Here is a 23570-nt window from a genome sequence, read left to right as displayed (position 1 = left end):
TCAAATTTAGAGGAATTCAATCATGGCAGCAAAAGAAGTATTCTTTGCAAACGACGCACGCACAAAGATGCTTGCAGGTGTAAATACGTTAGCGAACGCAGTACGTGTTACTTTAGGTCCTAAAGGCCGTAACGTTATTTTAGATAAGTCATTTGGCGCACCAGTTATCACTAAAGATGGTGTATCGGTTGCAAAAGAGATCGAACTTGAAGACAAGTTTGAGAACATGGGTGCACAAATGGTAAAAGAAGTTGCATCTAAAGCAAATGATGCAGCAGGTGACGGCACAACGACAGCAACAGTATTAGCACAGTCTATCGTAAACGAAGGCTTAAAAGCCGTTGCTGCGGGTATGAACCCAATGGACCTTAAGCGCGGTATCGACAAAGCAGTTATTGCTGCGGTTGCTGAGCTGAAAACATTGTCTGTGCCATGTGCTGATACAAAAGCCATTGCGCAGGTAGGTACTATCTCTGCAAACTCAGATAAAGAAATTGGTGAAATCATTGCCAATGCAATGGAGCGTGTAGGCCGTGAGTCTGGCGTTATCACAGTAGAAGAAGGTCAATCTCTAGAGAATGAACTGGATGTTGTTGAAGGTATGCAGTTCGATCGTGGTTACCTTTCTCCTTACTTCATCAACAACGCAGAAAAAGGCGCTGTTGAACTAGATAGCCCACTGATTCTTTTAGTAGATAAGAAAGTTTCAAACATTCGTGAATTACTTCCTACTTTAGAAGCGGTTGCTAAAACAAGTAAGCCATTACTTATTATTGCTGAAGACCTTGAAGGTGAAGCACTGGCAACGCTAGTTGTAAATAACATGCGTGGTATTGTTAAAGTTGCTGCGGTTAAAGCACCAGGCTTTGGTGACCGTCGTAAAGCAATGCTACAAGACATCGCAACTCTAACGGGTGGTACAGTTATCTCTGAAGAGATTGGTCTAGAGCTTGAGAAGTCAACGATTGAAGACTTAGGTACTGCTAAACGCGTTGTGATCACCAAAGATGACACAACCATCATTGATGGTGCGGGTGAGCAAGACGGTATTGACGGTCGTGTTTCACAAATTAAAGCACAAATTGAAGAAGCAACGTCAGACTATGACAAAGAAAAGCTGCAAGAGCGCATGGCGAAACTTGCTGGCGGTGTTGCAGTGATTAAAGTTGGTGCAGCGACTGAAGTTGAAATGAAAGAGAAAAAAGACCGCGTAGAAGATGCATTACATGCAACACGTGCAGCGGTTGAAGAAGGTGTGGTACCTGGTGGTGGTGTTGCGCTAGTACGTGTAGCGAACAAGCTTACAGAACTACTAGGTGACAACGAAGACCAAAACCACGGTATTAAAGTAGCACTTCGTGCGATGGAAGCACCACTGCGTCAAATCGTATCAAATGCGGGTGATGAAGCCTCTGTTGTGGTAAACAACGTAAGAGGTGGTGAGGGTAACTATGGTTACAACGCAGCAAACGGTGAATACAGCGATATGATTGCGATGGGTATTCTTGACCCAACTAAAGTAACACGCTCTGCACTACAATTTGCAGCATCGATTGCAGGTCTTATGATCACCACTGAAGCAATGGTTGCAGAAATTCCACAAGAAGCAGCACCAGCAGCACCAGATATGGGCGGCATGGGCGGCATGGGTGGAATGGGCGGTATGATGTAGTAAAAGTCGGCCCAAATCGCTTTTTAGAAAAAACCCTAACAGTTTGATGTTAGGGTTTTTTTTGTGTCTGGAATTTGCTAAAGCTTATCATTTTAGGGGGGAGTTACATAGGGTATCGATTTAACGCCCATGTGTTGTAAAAAATGTGCTTTGTGCTGTTGCACACAAATAGACTCATAATCGGCAACATGCTTAGATGGGTTAACAAGCCGATGTATAACAGCCATAAAATCCAACACAATGTGCTAAAGTAAAATAGGAATACTGCCGATACTAAGGCAGTACAATAAGGAGCTTTTATTTAATATCCACTCGGCATCAACAACGAATACGCCAACATCAACACCGATACAACCGCTTGCTGCGCCCGCAAAAACGGAGTCAGAGCCTAATCAGGTTAAAGTTACCAAAGAGAAACAAGTATCTGACGAGCCTGTTTCTATTGCTGCATTTTCAGGTGATGCGCCGAGCAGTTCACCATACAATGTCCTACTTAATCCTGAAGGCTTTGATTTTGAGAATATGTCTATCAATGAATTTAACGGTATTGTTGACGCAATCCGAACGTTGGAGTCTAATATAGCACGGTGAGTGGGTATACAGGGAGCTTACGTGACACGTTTTGGTATGATGTGATGGGGGTAAAAGGTTCTTTAGATAGCATTAATTTTGAAAAAAGGTTTTAAGCCTGATGTGAAAATAAGCATACCTGAATTTTTTGAGCAAAGTGTAGATAAAGCTAGGCAAATGGAAGCACAAAACTACCGCTCATTTCATGGTGTGTTGGGTAATGCTCAAAAGAAGCAGCAAACAGTGGCTAAAATTACTTCAGAATCTTTTCTCCAAGAGTATCAAGAGAAAGCGATTAACTTCCTAAAAAGCCAAGAACCTAAACTTGTTAATACGCAGGCCTAATTAGCCCGCGTGATATAAATTAATTTTCGCGGTATTCGTAACGCATACCGCCACGTGTACCGCCGCCATTGTTTATCAGAGTTAATCGATAGCTGCCACGAGGAAAATATTTCCTAATATGGATACCTCGATCAACCTCTCTATCATCACGGTATAAAATTAACTCCATATCATGGCCATCATAGTTTTTTCTTGTCTATATATAAGTATTGTGAAGTCTCACTCGTAGCGATATTGACGGTAACAAGACGAGTCACAATGGTGCTATTTTTCCTTGGGTTATCAAGACTAGATTGCATGCTCCCAACGAGTGTTGTTTCATCATATGTGATAGTTAGGCCTTCCATGTCACGGTCTGCCCAGCGATTGCCGAACTTTACGGGTAAGAAGTGTAGATTGCGTGTTTCGTCATTGAATGGGCTTATACATGTTAATTCTATAATTCACTATGTGTGGACCATATTCGTCGCTTGTTCAAAATATTCCATCATTCATCGCTACTAGACCTTCTGCATCTAGGCCATAATCATCGATGCGAATTGGATTAGCCGTTTTATAGTAAGGTTTATTTATATCTTTTCTGATCACTTCAACTTTGGCACCGTAGGGTGTGTCCCCCGTGCCACCCAATGCTGAGCTATTGTGCAAACCGCAGATGAAATTACCCGTTTTGTCTTTTAAAAAATATTTCTAACCAACTTAATTGACCCGTTTGTTTGTACTTAAAATCAGCGAATGTACGGTGTTTAATCAGGCGTTGGGAATATTTTCCTTTACCTTGCTCACCCGAGAAAGTGGCGCTAGGGCCACGATCTGTGAGATGAGTGATCATCCACTTCAGAACCATAGCCGCCGTTGCGTACCTCAAAGGTAGAGCCAGCAATATTGCCGTTGTCAAGGTCACTTCTTAATACTGAGTAAGGCAATCGCACGCCGCTGTTTGCAGAAGTATCTGGGTTACAAACATAGGAGGTGCCAGTTATTTTATCGCTGTTCAATATGCTGTCACGATTTATGTCTATGCCGGAGTCAATTTTACGCCACGAGCCAACATTGTGTATCACCCGCCGCTAATTGCGTTTGTAATACTATGCTCCTTTAGCCACTTATACCATGGACACCATTGCTGCCATCGCGGCCATTGGCACCGTCACTACACTCAGTTAAAGCAAATATTGTGGCGATAGCGTGTGTTTACAGACTGAGGGATTTCATATTTGTTCGTTATATATAGTAAAAATGATAAGTGGTGTAAGGCATGTTTTGAATATGAAAGGTTGAAGGTTTTTACAAGAAATTTAGATAAGTTTTATTCAGTTTTTCGCGGTAATTTAATTCTCCCGACACTCGTATTTATCAAACTACAAAAAATAACATTATTGCTTCACGTGTAAGGAGGTATTTAAAACCACTTATATTATCCGTATTTTTATAGATTTTGATAAAGAAAATAAAACAAATTCATAAATTCAAATCTGCTTTTTTGGGTTGTTCTTGTGTAATTAATTATTCCTAATGTGGATGTATTTTTGACTATTTTAAAAGGTTCGTTTTTGGGGAAGGCATATTTTACCAGTTTGAAAAGTAACTTTAAAAATGTAAATTTAAAGATTGTTAATTAATGGCTTGATTTATATGGTTTTAATTTTTTTATGGTCTTTGAGGTGTTTGAAAAAATACAAACTGAAGAAGTGAATAATTTCATTGTTTTTTATTTTTGCTTTCTCCGGCTCTTCGTTTTTGTTTCAATTTTTTTGGGTTCGCGGTTTTTTTTGTGAATGAATGTAACCAATAAAGGTGCTTGCGCACCTATTTTTAACTTGATATGTTTTTAATCAACAATATTAACCAATGTTGATTAATGGTTAATTGCGTATTGTTGCTATTGTAATTTTACAGTTAATTGCAATTGTTGATTGCATGTTTTTTAGCCCTAACTATGAAAATAGAGAGGTGAATTCTCTAGTGCCAAAGGAGTGGGATTTTATTTATTGTATTGATTTTTTGGTGTTTTTTAATTTTATAGCATTGTGGGTTGGTTGAGCAGTGCTCACTAGCTAGCATATTTCAGTAGCTAGCTTCACTAAGTCGGAGCTAACTGGTTAAGCGAATTGTAAGATTTTTTTATTAACAATTAAATGTAAGAGGAAAAATATGGAAACCAAAGAAAAAACGATAGAAAGCGCAGTGCTTGACAAAAAAGCACTAGTGAACAAAGTGAAAGCGGTTTTGGCTGATGTAACTAATGATGAAGCAGTTGTAAATCTTCCTCTAGGTACGTCACTAAAAAATGACCTCGGAATTGATTCAATGACTTCACTTACTTTCTTGGTTGCGCTAGAAGAGAACATTGAAGAATATTCGATTAATCCAGATACATTGGATGGTGAACATTTTGCGACGATAGGAACCATTTGTGATTACCTTGCGGATCAGTTAGGGATTAACTAAATGACGTACAAAGGTTTGTATATTTCGGATGTTATTCTTGCAAGTCTGGACTCTAGATCTTTAGCTTTAGAGCCCAGAGAACGTTTTGTGGTCACTCAACAAGATATACATCGAATGGCTGGTATCAAGTTAGAACATGACAGTATGCTTAGAGGCGATCAATATAATCACGTTGATTTATTCGATCCCTTATATGCGGAAGTAACATCATCGTTTTTTGACAACATTCAATTAGCCGTTATGAGTTATTGGATACCAGAGTTTGATCCGGAATATTCAGCCTTTGGTACCTACGTGCAGAATAAATGTGAGTTGAGCTGTCCTTTTCTTGATGTAAGTGAGCGTGGCAGCTTATCTCCAAATGTTGCACTGACAGTAGCTATGCAATACGCACTTGCCGATGACTTAGTAGAACAAGCATTACTAATGTCATTCGAGCAAAGCACAGTACCTGTAGCAGAAAACTCCTATCATGCTTTACCTAAATTTTCGTCTAGTGGCATTGTTAAGCTAACTGCTGAACCTCAAGGTAATCATATCAAGCTTTTAGCTAGTAGAGTTATAAGTGAGTTTGAAGTATCTAGGGAAAACTTTAAGTTAGCACACTATCTAGAAGAGTTACTGGAGCAACTTGGCGTGCCTCAAGGGCAGGTAATACTGAGCTTTAAACGTAACACATCAATATTCAAAACTTACAACTATCATCTCGAAACGGATTGTCTTACCAGTTATGCAATGGACTTTGTTGATCCGACAGCTTCTTGTATGACGGTTATACGGTGGTTACATCAAAAACAACATACACCAATTTGGTTGAGCGAGTTTGCTATTTTAATAGACGAAGATGAAGAAAGTCTCAGTGCACATTGTTTAGTGATTCAAAACTTAGCTCAATCAGGAGAGCATAAATGAGTACACAGCAACTTATAGAACTAGATAACGCTATGCTGCTAAATCTAAACTTTTCGCTAAATTTTAATGAGTTGACACGTCGCTGCTTCGAGTTGAGGCCGGTTATAGTGGTTAATAACGGGTGGTTTGTTACATCAAAAAATATTTATTGTAATGAAGGTGTCATCCTACTTGATAGTTATTCGCCATCTCAATATCAGTTGTCTGGTTCAGAGCTAGTACCAAACTTTTTACTCGAACAAGATGAACTCGTTGTAGGGCGGGTTGCGAGCGATGCACAAACGTCAACTTCCTCGTTATCAGCGGAGCGCTTCGTTACCGAGCTACTTAAGTACGAGATTCTTTGGGTTAAACGTGCTTTTGAGCATGTCGGTGAATATTTAAAGGGACGTTCGATAGAAAGTGCGAGTGCCGCAAAGCACCCTGTGATTACACAATTAATGGCTGGAATTGCTCAGGATATTTATGTAATTAGTCAAGTTGGTGATTTAAAAGATAAAAAAAACCAGCAATTTGTGGCGGAAGAACTTTACAGCATTGTCTCCAGACTAATAAAAGCAGCCGGAGGTAGAAGTATGTTGTGCGGAAACCTAGTGCAAATGGATGTCATGTTTAAAGCGCTTAACAGTGTTTATTTGGAGAAAGCAAGTGTTTGAAATTAATAAAGAGTTAGCAAGCAAAACTTACACAAATGAATGGGTAGAGTTTGCAGCTTGGTATCGTTCACTTGCACTTGAAACAGCACAGAATCCAGATGCCATTTTAAAATTCTCAGATCATAAATATGTACAAAAGCGTATAGAAATAGAAACGTTTTGCTCAGCAGTAAAACGTGCGCAAATGCTAGAAGCTCTCTCGTATGGGGATCCTGGTGTATTACTAAGTGCTCCTGGCTCTTCACTGTCTGGGGTGTTGCTCAACGAAATTGGCTCACCTCAACAGAAGGAGTATTTCTTTAACTATATTAAGGACAATGCCTGCCGCTCATTTTTTGCAGTAACTGAACCAGAAAAAGGCTCAGATGCAGCAAACATGGCTGCTAGCCTAAATGCTGATATGCAGTTAAGTGGAGAAAAAATTCTTTTTGGCAACGGTGCTGTAGCCCCAATTGGAACTGTGTTATTTAAACAGGGGAGTGGCATGCTTGGCATGTGCGCAGCAATTATTACTCCTGAGCTTTTATCAAGTGGTTCAATTAAACGTATGGTGTTACCCACATATGGACTACGTGGAGCCCAAATCTCATACATGCACTTTGCAAATACGCCGATTGAAGAGTCTTTATTACTCGGGCAGCACCTAAGTCCAGTTGAGAGAGGTATGATGTCGATGCTCAAAACATTTCATCGTTATCGCCCCGGTGTATCAGCACTGGCTATCGGCCAAGCGCAGGCTATGGTGGATTACGTTCGCTTAAACTGTAACTCTGTTTCCGTTAACTTACTGAATAAATATGATCATCAACTAGCAATAGTGCGAGAGCAAAACTTAAGTGCTGCTGCACAGGTGGATATTGAGCCGTTGAAAGGTGCAGTTGTGTCTTTGATTAAGGCTAAGGCGACCTCTATTTGCGAAGAAATTTCTCAAGGTATTTTGAGTTCACTGCAAGGTGGCCAGTTGTTAGAGCATCCATGGTTAATGAAGTCAGCTGCTGACATGTATGGTTACGAATACATGGAAGGTACAACACATATACATCATTTAAACGTTGACTCTGGGTTAAAGAGAAACGAATTCACTTTGTAAGTTAAGAGACGTTAATGAGGTGCTCACGATGAGCAATATTCAAATAGTTAAGCGCTTATATGGCATTGCAGTACCGATATTTATATCGTCTTCAGTGGCATTGCTGGCCATATTTTTAAATACGGCAATTGTCGGACATGCCGTACCGAATAGTTTATATGTACTGGGGATATTTTTACCAATATCAATTGTGTTTATGGCTGTACACGAGAGTTTGAGAGTCTCGGCAATAGCATTCTCTGCGGAAGCTTCTGGTAATCAGCAATATGACTTGCTGAATCAAAGGCTACAAGTTTTGGTGGTTGCTAGCTCATTAATATTTCTGGGGATTTATCTTCTATTTGAGGTGCTGAAGTTCGACTTACTGTCCCTATATAACATTGCTGATGATACTTATTTTCAGGTAGTTGACTTCACTAGAGCACAGATTTTGCTTAGCGCATTGGTTATGTTGAGTATTATCTTGATGTCTTCGTTATATGCATTGGGTAAGCCTTTTCATGTCACAGTGGTCACGGTAGTGGGATTCGGGGCCAATGTCACGTTGACTTATATTTTGGTTACCTATTCGTCAGCGGGATTGTATTCTCTAGTTTATTCAACAGTGATTACATCTGTCTTATCAATAGTAATTGCGTTATTTATGTTGAAGAGAACTAGAGTTATTCATTTGTTTAGTGATTTTCCTTCACAGATAAAAGCGCATTTATTGAGTATTAAGCACTTTAGTGGCCCTGTTTTTTTTAGTTACTTAGTTATGTTCTTAAACCTCTTTTTACTTAATAAGCTATTAGCTACATTCTCGCAAAACGATGTAGCTGGGTTTGGTGTGGCATATAGAATTCAAAACATCATTCTAATGCCTGCAATCGCAACAGGCGTTGCACTTGGTGTACATGCCAACCGATTAAAGGCCAGTGGAGAATTTGCATTGGTGAGGCGGTTTATTAACGTAGCTATGGGGTCAGTCTTGTTGATCTACGTTGTCGTGAGCCCTCTAGTTTTTGTTTATAAAGAGTTCCTGCTTAGCTTGTTGACTAATTCATCAACGATTTTGAAAGCTGCGTCATTTTACCTACATTATATTGCACCAACCTACATTGTAACTGGTCCATTACTAGTGCTGCTTGTGTATATGCAGGAGACAGGTCAGGGAGTTCGTAGTTTACTCTTTAATATTAGTGCATTGGTTGTACAGATGTCGCTGGCAAGTTATGCGGTCTTTGTTCACGATTCACTTGAGTTGATGTATCAAGTATTAGTCAGCACAAACATTCTCATCTTGGGCTACTTACTTTACGAAATTAGGCGAACTCATCTCCAATATCGGCGCGCAAAAAGTAATTCAATTGGGGACAGCTTAACCGCCATCACGCCGTAAGAAATTCTATTTTATTTATTAATTTTTAAACTGGGAGTTGTGTTTATGCAACATTCATTAGGACAGTATTTTCTAAATTCAGCGCAATGCTACCCACAAAAGACTGCATTGATCTGTGAAAGAGGCAGTTTTACCTACACTGAGTTATTGGATCAAGTTACTGCGTTAAGCAATTTGTTCATTGAACAAGGTATTAAAAAAGGCGATCGGATAGTAATTTGTACGGGGAACACATTTGAAACGGCTGTATCTTATTGGGCTGTGTTGCTATGTGGAGCATGTGTTGCAGTTGTTAGTGATGAACAGCCAGCAGCTAAAATTGCCTACATTATTGAAAACTGTTCAGCGAAAGTATTCATAACTACGGCATCACTAGCCAATGACGTTATTCGTCAGTTGCCAAAACAAAGCAGCCTAGAGTGCTTGTATACAATTGATAGTAGCGATGCTATTTCAGGCTCACATATCAAGTGCGCGGCGTTTCCTGAGTCAAGTAGCTGCGTTGAAGCTAAGTTTGATGAAAATATAATCAGTGAAGACCTCGCTTCATTAGTTTATACATCGGGTTCTACGGGTGAACCTAAAGGGGTTACTTTAACGCATGCAAATATGTGTTGCGCATTAGATTCGTTGAATACTTATTTAAAAAATAGCAATGACGATGTCTTTCTAAATGTGCTTCCGCTGTCATTTGATTATGGTCTGTATCAAATGATTATGGCTTTTTCCAAAGGTGCAACGTTAGTACTAGAGAAGGATCTTGTATGGCCTCTCGCTGTAATGAAAAAAGTTGCTCAATATAAATGTACCGTGTTGCCAGCTGTCCCCGTATTGGTTGAATTGTTTGAAAAGTTTAATGCGCTAGCCAAGGTCGATTTCTCTACAGTTCGTTGTGTTACAAATACTGGAGCGGCATTAAGAGAAAGCCATATTAGTGCACTTAAATCCCTATTCAGCAGAGCTGATATTTACTCAATGTATGGCTTAACTGAGTGCAAGCGGTGTACCTACTTGCCTCCTGAAGATCTTGAGCGTAAACCTGGCAGCGTTGGTATCGCCATTCCAAACACTGAAATTATGGTACTGAGTGACAGTGGTACGCCTTGTATTGCTGGTGAAGTTGGGCAGCTTGTGGTGCGCGGTGGAACGGTTATGCGTGGCTATTGGAATAATGACGAAGCGACTAATGCAAGGATTAAAGAACATCCTATCTACGGTGGTAAGTGTTTATTTACAGGTGATTATGGATATTTAGATGAAGACGGCTACTTCTATTTCAAAGGACGCATGGATGAAGTTTTAAAAGTGAGAGGGAAAAAACTAATTCCGAAAGAAATAGAGGAAACGTTGGTGCAACTTAACGAAGTTGAGGAAGCTTCGGTGATCTGTCTTGAGAACCCAGACTCGGATCCAAATGTCGTTGCGTTGGTGACACTTATATCTGGCTCCGAAATGAGTTCTGCAGATTTGAAACTACATTGCACTAAAAACTTAGAAGCATTTCAAGTTCCTACAGACTTTTACATGTTGAAGTCTTTTCCAAGAAACCAAAATGGAAAAATAGACAAACCGCAGTTACGTAAGGATTTGGAAGCTAATTCATTACAACTAGTTGCAAGCTAGCAATATGATTCGATGGGTAAATAGGTATGGAGTATTTACCCATGACTACCGCGTAGTAGGTAGCTTCAATATCAAACGGCAATATGTCTACTTGGTAGACATGAATTAAGGAGGATAAGATGAAAAATGTACCGCTATTGTTTAAGTGGTTTGCAAGCTTATTGATATTTGTGATCACTGCTTGGACACTTAATCCGGTTGCTGCACAGGCTAAAAAAACAGAAAAACAACAATCACAAAAGCCAATACGTAGTGCTGTCACTGTTGAAAGTGCTCGTAGTCGTTACATTAATAACATAACAAAAATATCAGTGCTGGGGACGGTTAAGTCGAACAGAAACATCATGCTAACCAGTCAAGTATCAGGAGTTATAAAAGCAGTGCATGTTAGCTCTGGGCAGCAAGTTACCGAGGGCCAAGTAATTATCTCACTTGAGTCTGGTGTTTTGAATGCGGAAAAAAAGATGTTAGAGGCCGATTTAATGTTGGCAAAACTGAACTTTGAGCGTGAAGCCCAGTTGGCTGAAAAGTCACTTTCCTCTTTGGCGGAACTCGATAAAGTAATGGCTCAGTATGAGCAAGTGAAAGCAAGATTAGAAGCAAAACGAGAGCAGATCCGCTTACATCATATAAGTGCGCCATTTTCAGGGATTGTAGGTGTATTTGATACTCAATTAGGTGAGCATATCCAAGCTGGTAAAGGCATTATGCCTTTGCAAAACCGTGACCAGCTATATATAGATTTTGTTGTTCCTCGGTCTTTCATTACGGCAATTAGCTATGGTCAAAAAGTACAAGTAAGCAGTCAGCATGGTCATTCATCGAGCGCGCTTATCAAGGTACTTGATACTAGTGTAAATGCGAAGAGCCTGGGTTTGAATGTACGAGCTTATTTAGATGATTCTCGAGGGTTTATACCCGGTGATGCGGTAGATGTCGCGATTGTAAAAGATCATCATGAGCAAGTGTTGGTTGTGCCAGAACAAGCCATTAAATTTAGCTCTTACGGCGAGTCACTTTTTGTTTTAGAGCAAGGTGTGGTGACCAATCAGTTTATCCGAACAGGTGAAAGGATTGGAGAAGACATTGTTGTGCTATCGGGACTTTCTGAAAACCAAGAAGTAGTGATAGCTGGACAAAGCAAGCTGTATCCAGGGCTCGCTGTTAATGTACTTAACAAGGCGCGTTTGTGAGGATCTTATGTTTGTAGAGTATTTTGTCAAAAAACCTGCAGCAACGTTTTCCATCTTCGTTATTTTGATGATTGCAGGATTATTCTCAATAGGGAAGTTGCCTCTCAGACTGTTTCCTGAAACTACGATGTATAGCGTTAATGTGAGTGCTTTCTATCCAGGGGCTAGCAGCGATGTAATGGATAGTCGAGTAACGTCTATCTTACAAGAGTCGATAGAAAAAACGGCGGACATCGATTATATCAGTAGTATGTCGGCAATGGGTTATGCCAGCGTTACCGTGCATTTGAGGTTAGGGGCTGACTATCAGCATGTATTTGTGAATGTCTTACAGCAAGTTAAGTCTGCGGTAGGCCTGCCTGTTGATCTTGAACCTCCAACGGTACAACTCATTGAGCCAGAGCGAGCACCAGATTTTGCGTTAGCATTTTACAGTGCTCAAATGCACTCAGCACAAACTTCCGAGTATTTGACTCGAATAATTAAACCAAAGTTAGAGTCGATTGATGGGGTTAGCTGGGCTCGTGTACTTGGCGATCGTTATACAGCGCGTATTTGGTTTAAACCAAAGCTATTGCTAGCGCATAATATGAGTGTTACGGATGTGTTGGATGCATTGCATCAGCATAATATACAACCTACTGCTGGCAGCTTAAAAAATAGCAACATACATTTTAATATAGATGTAAATACAGCTGCAACTAGTATTGATGAGCTCGCTAATATTCAATTATCTGATACGAAACAAGGTGTAGTTCGATTGTCAGATGTAGCAAAAGTGGAGCTTGGTAGTGCAGATAGTAACCGTCGCTCTATTTATAAAGGGGTAAACTCAACCGTAGTGAGTGTCAAATTTGATCCTCGACACAACCCCATCGAAGCCGCAGAGCAAATAAAAAGAACGTTAAAGGAACTATCGAATCAATTTCCATATGATTTACAAGCTGATGTAATCGTCGATAGTTCAGAGTATATAGCAGGGTCGTTGGAAGAAGTTATTCATACGATGCTTCTTTCTTTGTTGATTGTATTTATTATGCTCTACGTATGTACCGGAAATATTCAAAGTGTTGTTATCCCAATTGTAACTATTCCACTGTCATTACTCAGCATTGCGATTGTATTGCTGTTACTTGGCTATTCTCTCAATAGTTTAACATTACTCGCCATGGTTCTTGCTATTGGCATTGTGGTGGATGATGCCATTGTGGTGTATGAGAATATTCTAATGCGTTTAGAGGCTTCGGAGCCTTTATACAGTGCGGTTGTGGATGGTACAACTGAAATATTGAAACCAATCATCGCTGTAACTGCAACATTCTCAATAATCTATGTGCCAATTATGTTCGTAGGAGGCGTGATTGAAGAGTTGTTCACTGAGTTTGCAGTGACTTTGGCTGGGTCGGTGATCATTTCAGGGTTTATTGCTGTAATGTTGACACCGACTTTATGTTTATTGCTGGTTAAAGAGCAGCAGCGTAGTAATGGAGTTAGCCGGCTACTTGAAGCGAACTTTACTTACTTAAAAAAAGGCTATCAGTATATGCTGACTGGCGCGGTTCGACATTATCGATGGCTAATTTTGGTATGGGTGTTGGCATGTGGAGTCGCTTTTTATTTGCCTTCAAAGGTTGTTAAAGAGACTGCGCCAGCAGAAGATCAAGGCATGCTCATTGTATTCGGCTCGGTGCAATCTTCAAAAAGTAACCTTTATGTTAATGGCTATATGAATGAGCTTGAGAGGGTTTTACGGTCTATTGACGAAGTTGAGAACTTTAACTACATCACAGGCAACCCAACTCACAACCAATTTGTTTCTTACGTTCGCTTAAAATCTTGGTATGAACGCCAAAGAACAAGCACTCAAATTCAGCAAGAGTTGAGCGCTAAGCTAAAAAGCATAACGGGTCTACGAGCTATTGCTATCTCTCCATCTTATTTACCAGATAGTACCGGCTTGCCGTTTCAAATAGTTGTTAAACACAAAGAGCAGGATTATAAAAGTTTAGATAGAATAACGGACGCTTTGCTTTCTCAGTTACGTAGAAGTGGCCAGTTTGCTTTTGTATTCAAAGATCTCAAATATGAATCTGCCTATTATGAAATTAAGATAGACAAAGAAATGGCTCGTCGTTTGGAGGTTGATACTGACGAGCTTGCAACCACGCTTTCTTTATTATATTCAGATCGTCATGTGCAAATGGCTACATTTGGGACGAACAGTTACCAGGTTGTACCCATGGTGGAGCCAAAGCATCAGTTTAATATTGATAACGATTTATTAAATACGCACGTACGTAGTAAAAATGGCGAATTAATACCTTTATCTAGCTTTGCGAGAGTAGAGCTTCAAGTTCGCCCTTCTGCTATCAAAACGTTTCAAGGTCGAAATGCAGTTATGATCTCCGGAGTGTTGTTGCCTCATACTTCAATGGAGCAAGCACTGCGGTTGTCTGAACAAGCGCTAGCGAATATAAATCCATTCGATGTAGATTTGGATTACGCTGGAGAAACGCGGCAATTAATTCAACAACAAGACCAAACTGTACTGACCTTTGGTTTAGGAATCATGTCAGTCTTCTTGGTGCTCATCTTTTTATATGGCAGAGGGAGTGATCCGTTGATCATCCTCCTTAGTAGTACGCCATTATCATTATTCGGTTGCTTTACATACCTTTATGTGACGGGCCAATCACTCAATATCTTCACCCAAATTGCGGTGCTAACTGTGTTAGGACTAATTGGCAAACATGGCATTTTGATAGTCAAGCAGGCGGAAGTGTTTAGAGCTCAACAATTAGTTGACCACAAAGTTGCAATTACGCAAGCCGCAGTGATGAGGTTTAGAGCAATTTTCATGACGACCCTTTCAATGGTTTTAGGCGCTTTACCCTTGTATTTCTCGTCTGGTCCGGGTGCTGTTGGGCGCGAGCAAATGGGGGGAGTCATTATTTGGGGAATGGCATTTGGTACCGTGCTGACCCTCATTATTTTACCCGCTATTTATTTAGGCATTAACGGATTACGGATGCGTCTTACAAATGAAAAACAATGTGAGGTTACGCTGGGACATTCACATACAACCAAGTCAGGAACTAGGAATTAAGGTTATGTATAAGCAGTCATTAGCAAAGAACTTTCTAAAAAATGCAGAGAAGTATAAGGAGCGCGTCGCTTTGTTTGTAGACGGTCGTTATTTCTCATACAGGCAACTCTTAGAACTTGTATTACCCGTAGCAGATCAATTAGTCAAAACGACATCACCATTTTGTGTGTTGGTCTGTGAAAAAAATATTAATAGGTACGTTGGCATTTTGGCTGCGCTCTTAGCTGACAAAACTTATGTTCCAATTTGCCCTAACTCTCCTGATAGTGTGCTGGAGCGGGTACTCAATGTTATTGATTCTGATTGTTTCATTATTGATACGTCCAGTGAAGCAAAAGATATGCATATTGCATCTAAGCTGAAACTTGGCACCCAGGTTGTCTTTCCATCATTAAGCACGAGTGCATTTGGTCAGTCGTTATTGAATCTGCAGGTTGTGGGTAAAGAGCAGCTAGTGGGTGGTGAACTAGCTCATTTTGATACTTTTAACAACGAAAACGCTTACCTCATGTTTACATCAGGCAGTACAGGGGTTCCTAAAGGTGTCATGGTAAGTCATGAAAATGTTCAAGAATACCTGCGTGGTGCGATTGAACTTTTTAATCCAGATGAAAGTGACCGAGTAATACAGCTTAACAGTTATACATTTGACTTATCTGTACATGATATTTTTTTGGCGTGGAGTGTAGGGGCCAGCTTATATGCTGTGCCTGAAAATGCATTTTTCAAAATTCCTCAATATCTAGCAGAACACGAGATTACATTTTGGTTATCCGTGCCGACTACTGGCATTAATCTGAACGATTTGAACCTATTAACGGAAGGTCGATTTGAAAAACTAAAATATACACTGTTTTGTGGAGAGCCATTACCTGAGTCGTTAGCAAGAGCATGGCACAAAGCTGCACCTAACGGTGAGATATGCAATATCTATGGCCCCACAGAATGTACTATAGCGATGACCTGCTATGTTTGGTCTATGCGAGATAATGCCTCGGACATTGTACCTATTGGAGTTCCATTTCCAGGGCAAGAGATAGTCTTGTTGGATGCTAATTTCCAACAAGTGAGTGATGGTGATAAAGGAGAAATATTTATTGGTGGTAGCCAAGTTGTAGAGGGTTATTACAACAATGAAGCGCAAACCTTACTTAGGTTTGTCACTTTTCCACAAAGAGATGGGGTTTGGTATCGTTCAGGCGACTTAGCAGTGCGAACCGAGCATGATGGCTTTCAATTTACAGGCCGATGTGATGACCAATTGCAAGTTAGAGGTTATCGGGTAGAGCGCTTAGAAGTTGAGATGTTGATGCGCCAAGCTTGTGGTATTGAGTCGCTAGCTGTGGTCGGGTGGCCGATCCTCGATGCAAATGTATGCGGTGGCTTGGTCGCTTTTGTATCAGGATCAGATTTAAGCAGTAGTGCAATTAAAGAAGCGTGTCGCAAACATATGCCAGAATATATGTGGCCTTCCAAAGTGTACCTGCAAGATATTCCACTCACAAAAAGTCTTAAGATTGACTATCCCGCTTTAAAAAAGCAGCTGAGCTTGGCCTCAACGCATAATAAGCAAGTACAGCAGGCATAGGCTGGGAGTGATGGTGGTGAGCATTAATCAGCAATATCTTTGCGGTGTAAAAGAAATACAGTGGCGGGACCAAGTTGGAGTGAATATCGCTGCACTTTGGTATCCAACACACACGCATATTCCTAGTCAGCCCTATCTGGGAGTTTATCAGTCGCTCGCTTCCCCAAATGCTCCGACTGCTCCTGGGCGTTTCCCGTTAATAGTGTTGATGCATGGAAGTGAAGCTAACCGATATAGTCATGCATATCTTGCACAAGCACTTGCACAATGCGGACTTGTGGTTGTGGCTCCACAAATGGAAGCGTTGACCGCTGAACGTGAACAAATATGGCGTAGAAGTGGCCTGTGCTCTTCTGTGCTGAGCTTCTTATCGAAAAATGAGCAGTTTAGCAGTGTTATTGATCTGAAACATGTTGGCTTTATCGGACACTCTATCGGTGGTTTTGCGGGAGCACTGCTTGCAGGGGCGCAACCCAACTTCTTACGTCACAAGGAATTCGCAGGGGTACACGGTGCTAATGAAAAGGTAGATTTTAAACAAGTACGTGACAGGCGATTCCATAAATTTTTGTTGTTGGATCCGGCACTGTCTGATGTGTTGGAGTTGTGTTTATTAGACGGGAAAGCCGAAGTTGGTATGGTGTATTCCGAACTTGAAGACGCTCGAACTTTTGGGCCTCCTAAAAATTATAAGCACATCTTTCCAGATATGTCTTACATCCATTGCTTAAAGCAATGCGGACACTTTGTTTACAACCATCCAAGTCCCAAGGTATTTCAAAAACTCTATCCGCAGTTTTGTACGGATAGGTATGTATCTCGGCAAGATGTACACAAACTCCTGATTAAGAAAACACTGGGGTTTTTTGCTGGTTTCGTACTAAACAAGTACACAGCAAAGCCCTTTATGACTGCATGGACCTCACCTATGGCTAAAGTAAAAAGAGAGCTATATGAACAAATACTATAAACAACAAACTTCGGTTACAGACCCTAGTAGGTGGTCGACTTATTTCGATGAATTACCAAACGACATAATGTCACTAATAGGCATATTGGATAACCAAATTGCACATTATAAAGTTGATATTTTAGACAAAGGAATTAGTTTGCCACCAGAGCGTAGTCACGAGGTTGATAGTCGCTATGCAAAGAATATGCTTCGCGCCATAGTGACTCACTGCGATGACTCTTTGTTAACTTCCAAGTTAAGAGCACAGAGATTATTTGGCACATGTCGGGATGGTGGCGTTTTGCTGTGTAGTATCCTACGCCACAAAGGGATTGCCTGTCGGCTGCGTTATGGCTTTACCCATTTTGGGATGGATACAACTAAACCACTTCTTGACCATATATTTGTTCAATATTGGTGTGATGTGACAAGTCGATGGAAAACATGTGATCCGCGTTTGAGTGAAGAAAAAATGCACCGCTTTAATATCCGAGGCTGTGATCCTACGGATTTGGCGGATGAACAATTTTATACGGCGGGACAAGCGTGGTTAAAAGTAAATCATGATATTAAGGCTGCAAGAGCATTCAGTGGATTGCGTCTAGACGGCGCTATCGGTTTGTGCTTGATCCGAAACTTAATGATGCAAGATGCATCTAGCTTATTAGGCAGAGAGCCGCTGATGTGGGATGCGTGGGGATATGCTCTCAGAGAGCGGTTTGGTCAAGCTCCATCAGAACCATTTGAATTATCACAGTTAGATAAATTAGCAAAGCTATGCACGAGTTATGATATTGACATACAAGCACTTGAGCGATTTGTATATGAGGACGTTAACCTTCGTTTGCCGCAATTAATACGATGTTCTAGCCCTTTAAATGGGGATTACCTATATGCACCAAATAATAGGTGCATAGATGAAATAATTGCCGGAATTCCAGAAGAAGGGAGGTGTCATTATGCTATCGCTTGATGCTATGAACATATCGCTCCCTGAACGACGTTTAGATATTGCTCATGATTTTGAAGAACTAGGAATTGATAGAAGAACGTCGATTGTTTATAGCCGTATGTATGGGTTTCGAAAGTGTCCAGTGATCTCGTCTAATCAAACTGAGCGGCTGTATTTGATGTCTTCGGCGGTGGATTTAGTGAAGAGAGAGCAAGTCGATATTCAGGATATTAGATACATTATTCACGCTCATACTGGACAGCAAATCGGTGTTCATGGGGATTCGCTACCTACCGCGCTACAGCGTAAATTAGGCGCGAAGAATTGTATTTCATTTGGTACACAATCAAATAAATGTGTGTCACTGATTTCTTCTCTTAACATGTTAAGAAAACTGCTCAAGCTTCATCCAAAAGGTTCGAAAGCCCTATTATTATTAGGAGAAGTGGCGGATACCAAAGAGATGAGGCTAATTGATGCTGGGATATGTGGTGATAGTGCCACTGCTATTTTGATAAGTTTGGATGGAGATAGTGATCAACTTTTAGGGCTAGCGACACATACCCAAGGCCGCTACTTTAGGGGGATTTGGGATACAACAGAATCTGAAGAGGCGTATAACAAATACCTAGTTGATTATTTTCGTACAGTTATAGACGCTGCGCTTGCAGATGCGGGCGTGACCTTAGAAGATGTAAGCTATATTGCACCTCATAACGTCAATATAAATGTGTGGAAAAAGATAGCAACCAATCTCCCTTTTCCGTTAGAGAAAATATACCTGAGCAACATACCTTTGATTGGCCATTGTTTTGGCTCAGATCTCATTATCAACTACCACGATATTAAAACGAATAATTTAGTCAAAAAAGGCGACCTATGCTTGTTAGTAACGGCTGGTGTGGGTGGTGTGTTTGGTGCTGCAGTAATTAAATATTAGAAGGAATAGATTATGAACCATGTGGTAACACCGGCAAACATGTTTCCCCAAGGGAGTTTGTTTGACACAGTAATGTCAAAAACGTTTAAAGTTGGCCGCTATACGCTAGCTGACTTAATTGAATTAGCAGGTCAAACCCCTTTTTACGTATACGATAAAGAGAAACTAGGCGAAAGAATTGCGTACTTACGTCGTGTTATGCCCGACAGTCTAAAGATTCACTATGCCATGAAAGCAAACCCAATGCCTGCGGTAGTAGATTTTGTAGCCCCTAGAGTTGATGGGCTAGATATCGCAAGTCATAAAGAATTACGTGTAGCGCTTGCCAGCGGTATATCACCAGAGCATATAAGCATGGCAGGACCAGGAAAAACAGACGCAGAACTTAAGGCTGCGATATGTGCTGGTATTGTTTTGCATGTTGAGTCGGAAAATGAGTTATCTCGTATTTACATGTTAAACGAATCTTTGAATAAGCCTCTTAAGCTAGCATTACGAGTTAATCCCGATTTTAAAGTGTCAGGTGCAGGTATGCAAATGGGAGGCGGATCGCAGCAATTTGGTATCGATGCAGAAATAGTAAGTGATGTAATCAAGCGCCATAAATGCCAATCAGACATTATTGGATTTCATATCTTTTCGGGTTCACAAAATTTAAATATCACAGCATTGGAAGGGATCATAACTCAAACTTTTGAGCTCGCTAATCGCCTAACACAAGAGTCTGGCATTAACATTCGCCATCTTAATATTGGTGGCGGCTTGGGGATCCCTTATTTTCCTGGTGATGAAGAACTCGACATTAGTCATATTGCCGAAGTAATTAGAATTGAGTTAGAAAAGTGGCATGGGACATATCCAAAATGCAAGGTTATCAGTGAGTTGGGGAGATTTATTGTTGGTGAGTCGGGTTATTACATTTCAAAAATTATCGATAAAAAAGTATCGCGAGAAAAGACTTTTTTAGTTGTGGATGGTGGCATGCATCATCATCTCGCCGTGTCAGGAAACTTTGGACAGGTGATCCGTAAAAATTACCCTGTGAAAGTTGTGAGTAACAGTTACTCCGCAGAAGTCGAAAAGGTTTCTATAGTTGGCCCATTGTGTACACCCCTAGACTTGATGGCAAGCAATATGGAGTTGCAAAAAGCAGACGTCGGTGATTACGTAATCATATACCAATCAGGTGCTTATGGTTATACAGCTAGCCCTCACCACTTTCTTAGCCACCCTATGCCAATCGAGTTTTTGATCTAACTGGTTAGTGCCACCGATTTATCAAAAGGAAATTATAGTGAAACTAATTGTACTATTGTGTGGAAAGAACATTTTCCGATCTGACCTAGCAAAGCTAAAAGAAGATAAAGAGCATTGCTATTGGTTGGTAGTGAGTGAACTTTGCTTTCCCCGTATAAAGGAAAAAAACTTAAAGAGTTTTTCTCATGTTGAAGTAATGGAAGATTTCTCTTTGACATCCATATCGTGCTTCTTGAATACAAAAAATGTGAGGGATAACTTTTCTGACATTGCTGTAATTACAAATGATGAATCATCAGAAGCAATGGCATTAGAGCTTTACAGAGCCTTCTCTAAAACAGCACCTCATTATGACGAAAAAAATATTGCTGCTTTTAGTGATAAGGTAGCTGCAAAGGAATGTTTATCTAAGCATGGAATTCGTGTTCCGAAGTATCAGGTTTTTGATAAAGCTAAATTTCGTGAACAAGGGGGGTTGTATTGCCTTGGGGTAGCTCGTCACCTTGAATTTCCTATGATTGCCAAACCGGTAGATGGGATGGGTAGCATTGATGTGCAGAAAATCCATTCTATTGAGGAGCTTCAAGATTGGGCTGTTTGGTCTAGTGGTATCCGAGATAGAAATACATATGAAATAGATGAGTTTATTGAAGGTGAGCTTTATACCTGTGATGCGCTCGTTGAAAATGGTCGTATTATTTGGAGTTCAGTTTGTTCAAATATCAGTCCGATAATTGATGTATCGGCCGGCAAAGCTCATGGCCTTGTTTGTATGCCAAAAGAGGATGAGTTGAGTCAGGCTCTAGGTGAGTTTCATGCCTCAGTCATAAATGCTATGCAACCACCATCAGGTGCTGTACATACAGAATGTTTTGTGACGTTATCTAAAGAAATCGTTTTCCTTGAAAGCCACATAAGGCCCCCTGGTGGTGAAGCTGCCCATTTATACCTAAATAGCTACGGCTTCAATATTGAAGAAGCACATATCAAACTACGCTCTGCTCAGAGCTCTAACGATGTTTCAACATCACTGCATGCATATAGCGCTTGGATTGATTTACCACGTAAGCAGGGGACAGTTATTATGGATGAGTCTGTATGCCCCAGTAGCTGCTACAAATTCGAAATGACGGTAAAACTTGGTGAGTGGATAGAACAAACGGCAAAAGATCTACAACAGCAGGCTGCAGTGACTTTTATGCTAACTCATAGTGATTTCGAAGAACTTACGAAAGACATTAATTACATTCGAACACTGCAGTTAGTGTCATCGTGAAGGTGGCATGCATAGTTTTTTATTAATACAGGAGAGTTGTTGATGGGGGTTATCCGATTGTTTATGTCTTTTTTATTGGGCTTATTTTTGGCGTCATTTTACTGGATGAGTTCCAGTGAAGTTGAAAGTGTTGCTCAATCATTAAAAGAGCAAAAACGAGTGACAACCTTGGAAAAACAAATCTCGGAATTGTCAAAAGTAAATATCGCGCTTAGACAAGAAGTAGAGTTACTTAACTAGCCTGTGTTAGCGCAGAATAATGAAGGCCTAGACGGAATATCAGCGGATGGCGTTGATACAGAAGTGAGTACGACCATACCCGAACTTTCGGAAGTGCAAGGTGGAATAAATCTCTTTTCTGTAAAACCCACAGTGTTTTCTTTGAGTCATCAATTGAACTTGGAACCTCTGCAGCAAAGTAAGCTAGAAGAGCTTTTGAAAGAGAAAGCTCAAGCAGACTTTGAGGCTTGGCAACTGTTTTCAAAGTCCGCGACATTTAATGCGGATGACACTGAGTATTACCAACAGCGTTATGAAGAGCAAATGGTTAATAATAGTTCAGAGTATCAAAATGCTTTGAAAAACACTTTGAGTGTAGATCAGCTTGAACAATATCAGCGATATGAACAAAAGCAAGCGGAGCTCATTGTGATGCAAAAACGCAGCATGCTTATTAATACTCTTAAACGTGTGGGTCTAAGTGATTATCAAAAAGAAGACGTTAAGCGACTATCAGCAGAGGCTTATGCTTTGCCAAAACAAATTAAATTGGGAATGGCAGGTAGTCCATATGCAAACTTGCAGGCACGAATTGATTTTGACAAGTTAAACCAAATCAAAGCGCTTTTCACCGATGAACAACTAAAAAGCATTAATCTTTAATGGTGTTTGATAACTTTAACATTATAAATAAAAAAGGAAAATTATGAAAAACTTGCCAGTAACAGCGTTGGCGGCTTTGCTATTAGTAGGAGTCAATTCTGCACAAGCTCGCATGGAATCGTGTGATAGAGGTAGTGGGTATTGGGAAGAAATCACTCGCAATGTTCGAGTATGTGATAGGGTAATGGAAAACTATACTGTGACTAAAAGGCACTGTGGTTATTCGGGGATGCTCCAACTCGGGCATTTATGGAATAAGCCTGACTTTTATTTGCCATCAGTATCAGTCAAGTCAGTTAGTAGTGTCCTAAATTCAGCTACGAGTTGCCCATTATCTACATGGGAAACTGAGAGTGGAACTTATTGGTATACTCGCTCAGATGGTTCAAGAAGCGTAGATTGGTATTCATATAGCGGAAGCTTGAATTTAGTGAGTGATCAGCTCAAAACCACGAATCACATACGAACAGTAGAAACAAATTGTAGAACTGAGCAAAAAACAGTGCGAGTATGGCGCTGTGGCTTTGAGCCATAAGTTTTTAGCTGTAGCCAAGCTGAGCTTTATGCATTTAGTGTGTTTGCGCTAGATGCATTGATTGGCAATTAGATATTTGATCTGAACCAGCCAAACTGGACACTTTGTTAAGCTAGTACACTTCAAGCTCGGCTTGAATACGCCTGGCACCGTTTTGCTCTTTGCTCTAGGTAAATGCCTCTTTGACTT

General features: G+C 40.5%; 23 protein-coding genes. 19 read left to right on the top strand and 4 right to left on the bottom strand.

The genetic code is table 11. From position 1 onward, the window contains the following. Positions 1 to 22 precede the first annotated feature (22 nt). Both groL and PAUR_RS23505 read left to right on the top strand, forming a co-directional pair. Positions 23 to 1672 (top strand): chaperonin GroEL, encoded by a 1650-nt coding sequence (gene groL / locus PAUR_RS00920; RefSeq protein WP_192505966.1) that lies wholly within the window; start codon positions 23 to 25, stop codon positions 1670 to 1672. 693 nt (positions 1673 to 2365) lie between these two features. Continuing rightward, entirely contained in the window at positions 2366 to 2587 is a 222-nt protein-coding gene (locus PAUR_RS23505; RefSeq protein ID WP_225738237.1) for a hypothetical protein, read from the top strand. Positions 2588 to 2766: 179 nt separating this feature from the next. On the opposite strand, the gene PAUR_RS00910 is transcribed toward PAUR_RS23505, so the two are convergent. From PAUR_RS00910 to PAUR_RS24015, 4 genes are all read right to left on the bottom strand, one after another. Next, positions 2767 to 2934 carry a hypothetical protein gene (locus PAUR_RS00910; RefSeq protein ID WP_192505965.1) on the bottom strand — a complete coding sequence of 56 codons (168 nt, stop codon included), beginning with the start codon at positions 2932 to 2934 and terminating at the stop codon, positions 2767 to 2769. Between the two features lie 127 nt (positions 2935 to 3061). Next, positions 3062 to 3235, bottom strand: coding sequence for a hypothetical protein (locus PAUR_RS00905; RefSeq protein ID WP_192505964.1), 174 nt, complete (start codon positions 3233 to 3235; stop codon positions 3062 to 3064). 13 nt (positions 3236 to 3248) lie between these two features. After that, positions 3249 to 3485: a hypothetical protein gene (locus PAUR_RS00900; protein ID WP_192505963.1), complete on the bottom strand. Its 237-nt coding sequence runs from the start codon at positions 3483 to 3485 to the stop codon at positions 3249 to 3251. Further along, the gene (locus PAUR_RS24015) at positions 3388 to 3651 is read right to left on the bottom strand and encodes a DUF7151 family protein (protein ID WP_450091385.1); all 264 of its coding nucleotides are present in this window, start codon (positions 3649 to 3651) and stop codon (positions 3388 to 3390) included. Before PAUR_RS24015 ends, PAUR_RS00900 begins: the two co-directional genes overlap by 98 nt. A 1090-nt stretch (positions 3652 to 4741) precedes the next feature. Here PAUR_RS24015 and PAUR_RS00895 point away from each other — a divergent pair. The 17 genes from PAUR_RS00895 to PAUR_RS00815 all read left to right on the top strand — a co-directional run bounded on the left by PAUR_RS00895 (position 4742) and on the right by PAUR_RS00815 (position 23381). Then, positions 4742 to 5038: an acyl carrier protein gene (locus tag PAUR_RS00895; RefSeq protein WP_192505962.1), complete on the top strand. Its 297-nt coding sequence runs from the start codon at positions 4742 to 4744 to the stop codon at positions 5036 to 5038. Beyond that, positions 5039 to 5950: a hypothetical protein gene (locus PAUR_RS00890; protein ID WP_192505961.1), complete on the top strand. Its 912-nt coding sequence runs from the start codon at positions 5039 to 5041 to the stop codon at positions 5948 to 5950. Then, entirely contained in the window at positions 5947 to 6606 is a 660-nt protein-coding gene (locus PAUR_RS00885) for a hypothetical protein (RefSeq protein WP_192505960.1), read from the top strand. The genes PAUR_RS00890 and PAUR_RS00885 overlap by 4 nt, the downstream gene beginning before the upstream one ends. Continuing rightward, positions 6599 to 7696, top strand: a complete 1098-nt coding sequence (locus tag PAUR_RS00880) for an acyl-CoA dehydrogenase family protein (RefSeq protein WP_192505959.1) — start codon at positions 6599 to 6601, stop codon at positions 7694 to 7696. Before PAUR_RS00885 ends, PAUR_RS00880 begins: the two co-directional genes overlap by 8 nt. 28 nt (positions 7697 to 7724) lie before the next feature. Beyond that, the gene (locus tag PAUR_RS00875) at positions 7725 to 9077 is read left to right on the top strand and encodes an MATE family efflux transporter (RefSeq protein ID WP_192505958.1); all 1353 of its coding nucleotides are present in this window, start codon (positions 7725 to 7727) and stop codon (positions 9075 to 9077) included. A gap of 45 nt (positions 9078 to 9122) precedes the next feature. Beyond that, a complete protein-coding gene (locus PAUR_RS00870; RefSeq protein ID WP_192505957.1) occupies positions 9123 to 10700 on the top strand; it encodes a class I adenylate-forming enzyme family protein in 1578 nt (525 codons plus the stop codon). Between the two features lie 119 nt (positions 10701 to 10819). Then, positions 10820 to 11893, top strand: coding sequence for an efflux RND transporter periplasmic adaptor subunit (locus PAUR_RS00865; protein WP_192505956.1), 1074 nt, complete (start codon positions 10820 to 10822; stop codon positions 11891 to 11893). 7 nt (positions 11894 to 11900) lie between these two features. Continuing rightward, positions 11901 to 14999: an efflux RND transporter permease subunit gene (locus PAUR_RS00860; RefSeq protein WP_192505955.1), complete on the top strand. Its 3099-nt coding sequence runs from the start codon at positions 11901 to 11903 to the stop codon at positions 14997 to 14999. A gap of 4 nt (positions 15000 to 15003) precedes the next feature. Further along, positions 15004 to 16587 (top strand): AMP-binding protein, encoded by a 1584-nt coding sequence (locus tag PAUR_RS00855; protein WP_192505954.1) that lies wholly within the window; start codon positions 15004 to 15006, stop codon positions 16585 to 16587. A 16-nt stretch (positions 16588 to 16603) separates the two neighbouring features. Then, on the top strand, positions 16604 to 17557 hold the full coding sequence (locus tag PAUR_RS00850) for an alpha/beta hydrolase family protein (protein ID WP_192505953.1): 954 nt from the start codon (positions 16604 to 16606) through the stop codon (positions 17555 to 17557). Further along, positions 17541 to 18512 (top strand): transglutaminase domain-containing protein, encoded by a 972-nt coding sequence (locus PAUR_RS00845; RefSeq protein ID WP_192505952.1) that lies wholly within the window; start codon positions 17541 to 17543, stop codon positions 18510 to 18512. Before PAUR_RS00850 ends, PAUR_RS00845 begins: the two co-directional genes overlap by 17 nt. Beyond that, complete coding sequence (locus PAUR_RS00840; protein WP_192505951.1) at positions 18499 to 19431, top strand: 3-oxoacyl-[acyl-carrier-protein] synthase III C-terminal domain-containing protein; 933 nt, start codon at positions 18499 to 18501, stop codon at positions 19429 to 19431. Before PAUR_RS00845 ends, PAUR_RS00840 begins: the two co-directional genes overlap by 14 nt. Positions 19432 to 19443: 12 nt before the next feature. After that, on the top strand, positions 19444 to 20688 hold the full coding sequence (locus tag PAUR_RS00835) for a pyridoxal-dependent decarboxylase, exosortase A system-associated (protein ID WP_192505950.1): 1245 nt from the start codon (positions 19444 to 19446) through the stop codon (positions 20686 to 20688). Positions 20689 to 20725: 37 nt separating this feature from the next. Further along, positions 20726 to 21964, top strand: a complete 1239-nt coding sequence (locus PAUR_RS00830) for an ATP-grasp domain-containing protein (protein WP_192505949.1) — start codon at positions 20726 to 20728, stop codon at positions 21962 to 21964. Positions 21965 to 22003: 39 nt separating this feature from the next. After that, positions 22004 to 22204: a hypothetical protein gene (locus tag PAUR_RS00825; RefSeq protein ID WP_192505948.1), complete on the top strand. Its 201-nt coding sequence runs from the start codon at positions 22004 to 22006 to the stop codon at positions 22202 to 22204. 3 nt (positions 22205 to 22207) lie between these two features. Further along, on the top strand, positions 22208 to 22846 hold the full coding sequence (locus PAUR_RS00820) for a hypothetical protein (protein ID WP_192505947.1): 639 nt from the start codon (positions 22208 to 22210) through the stop codon (positions 22844 to 22846). Positions 22847 to 22889: 43 nt separating this feature from the next. Next, positions 22890 to 23381, top strand: coding sequence for a hypothetical protein (locus tag PAUR_RS00815; RefSeq protein WP_192505946.1), 492 nt, complete (start codon positions 22890 to 22892; stop codon positions 23379 to 23381). Positions 23382 to 23570: the final 189 nt, after the last annotated feature.

This window comes from Pseudoalteromonas aurantia 208, assembly GCF_014858725.1.
In the GTDB taxonomy this organism is placed as follows: Bacteria; Pseudomonadota; Gammaproteobacteria; order Enterobacterales; family Alteromonadaceae; genus Pseudoalteromonas; species Pseudoalteromonas aurantia.
The sequence above is the reverse complement of the archived record's forward strand: the minus strand, read 5'-3'. Positions and strand labels throughout refer to the sequence as shown.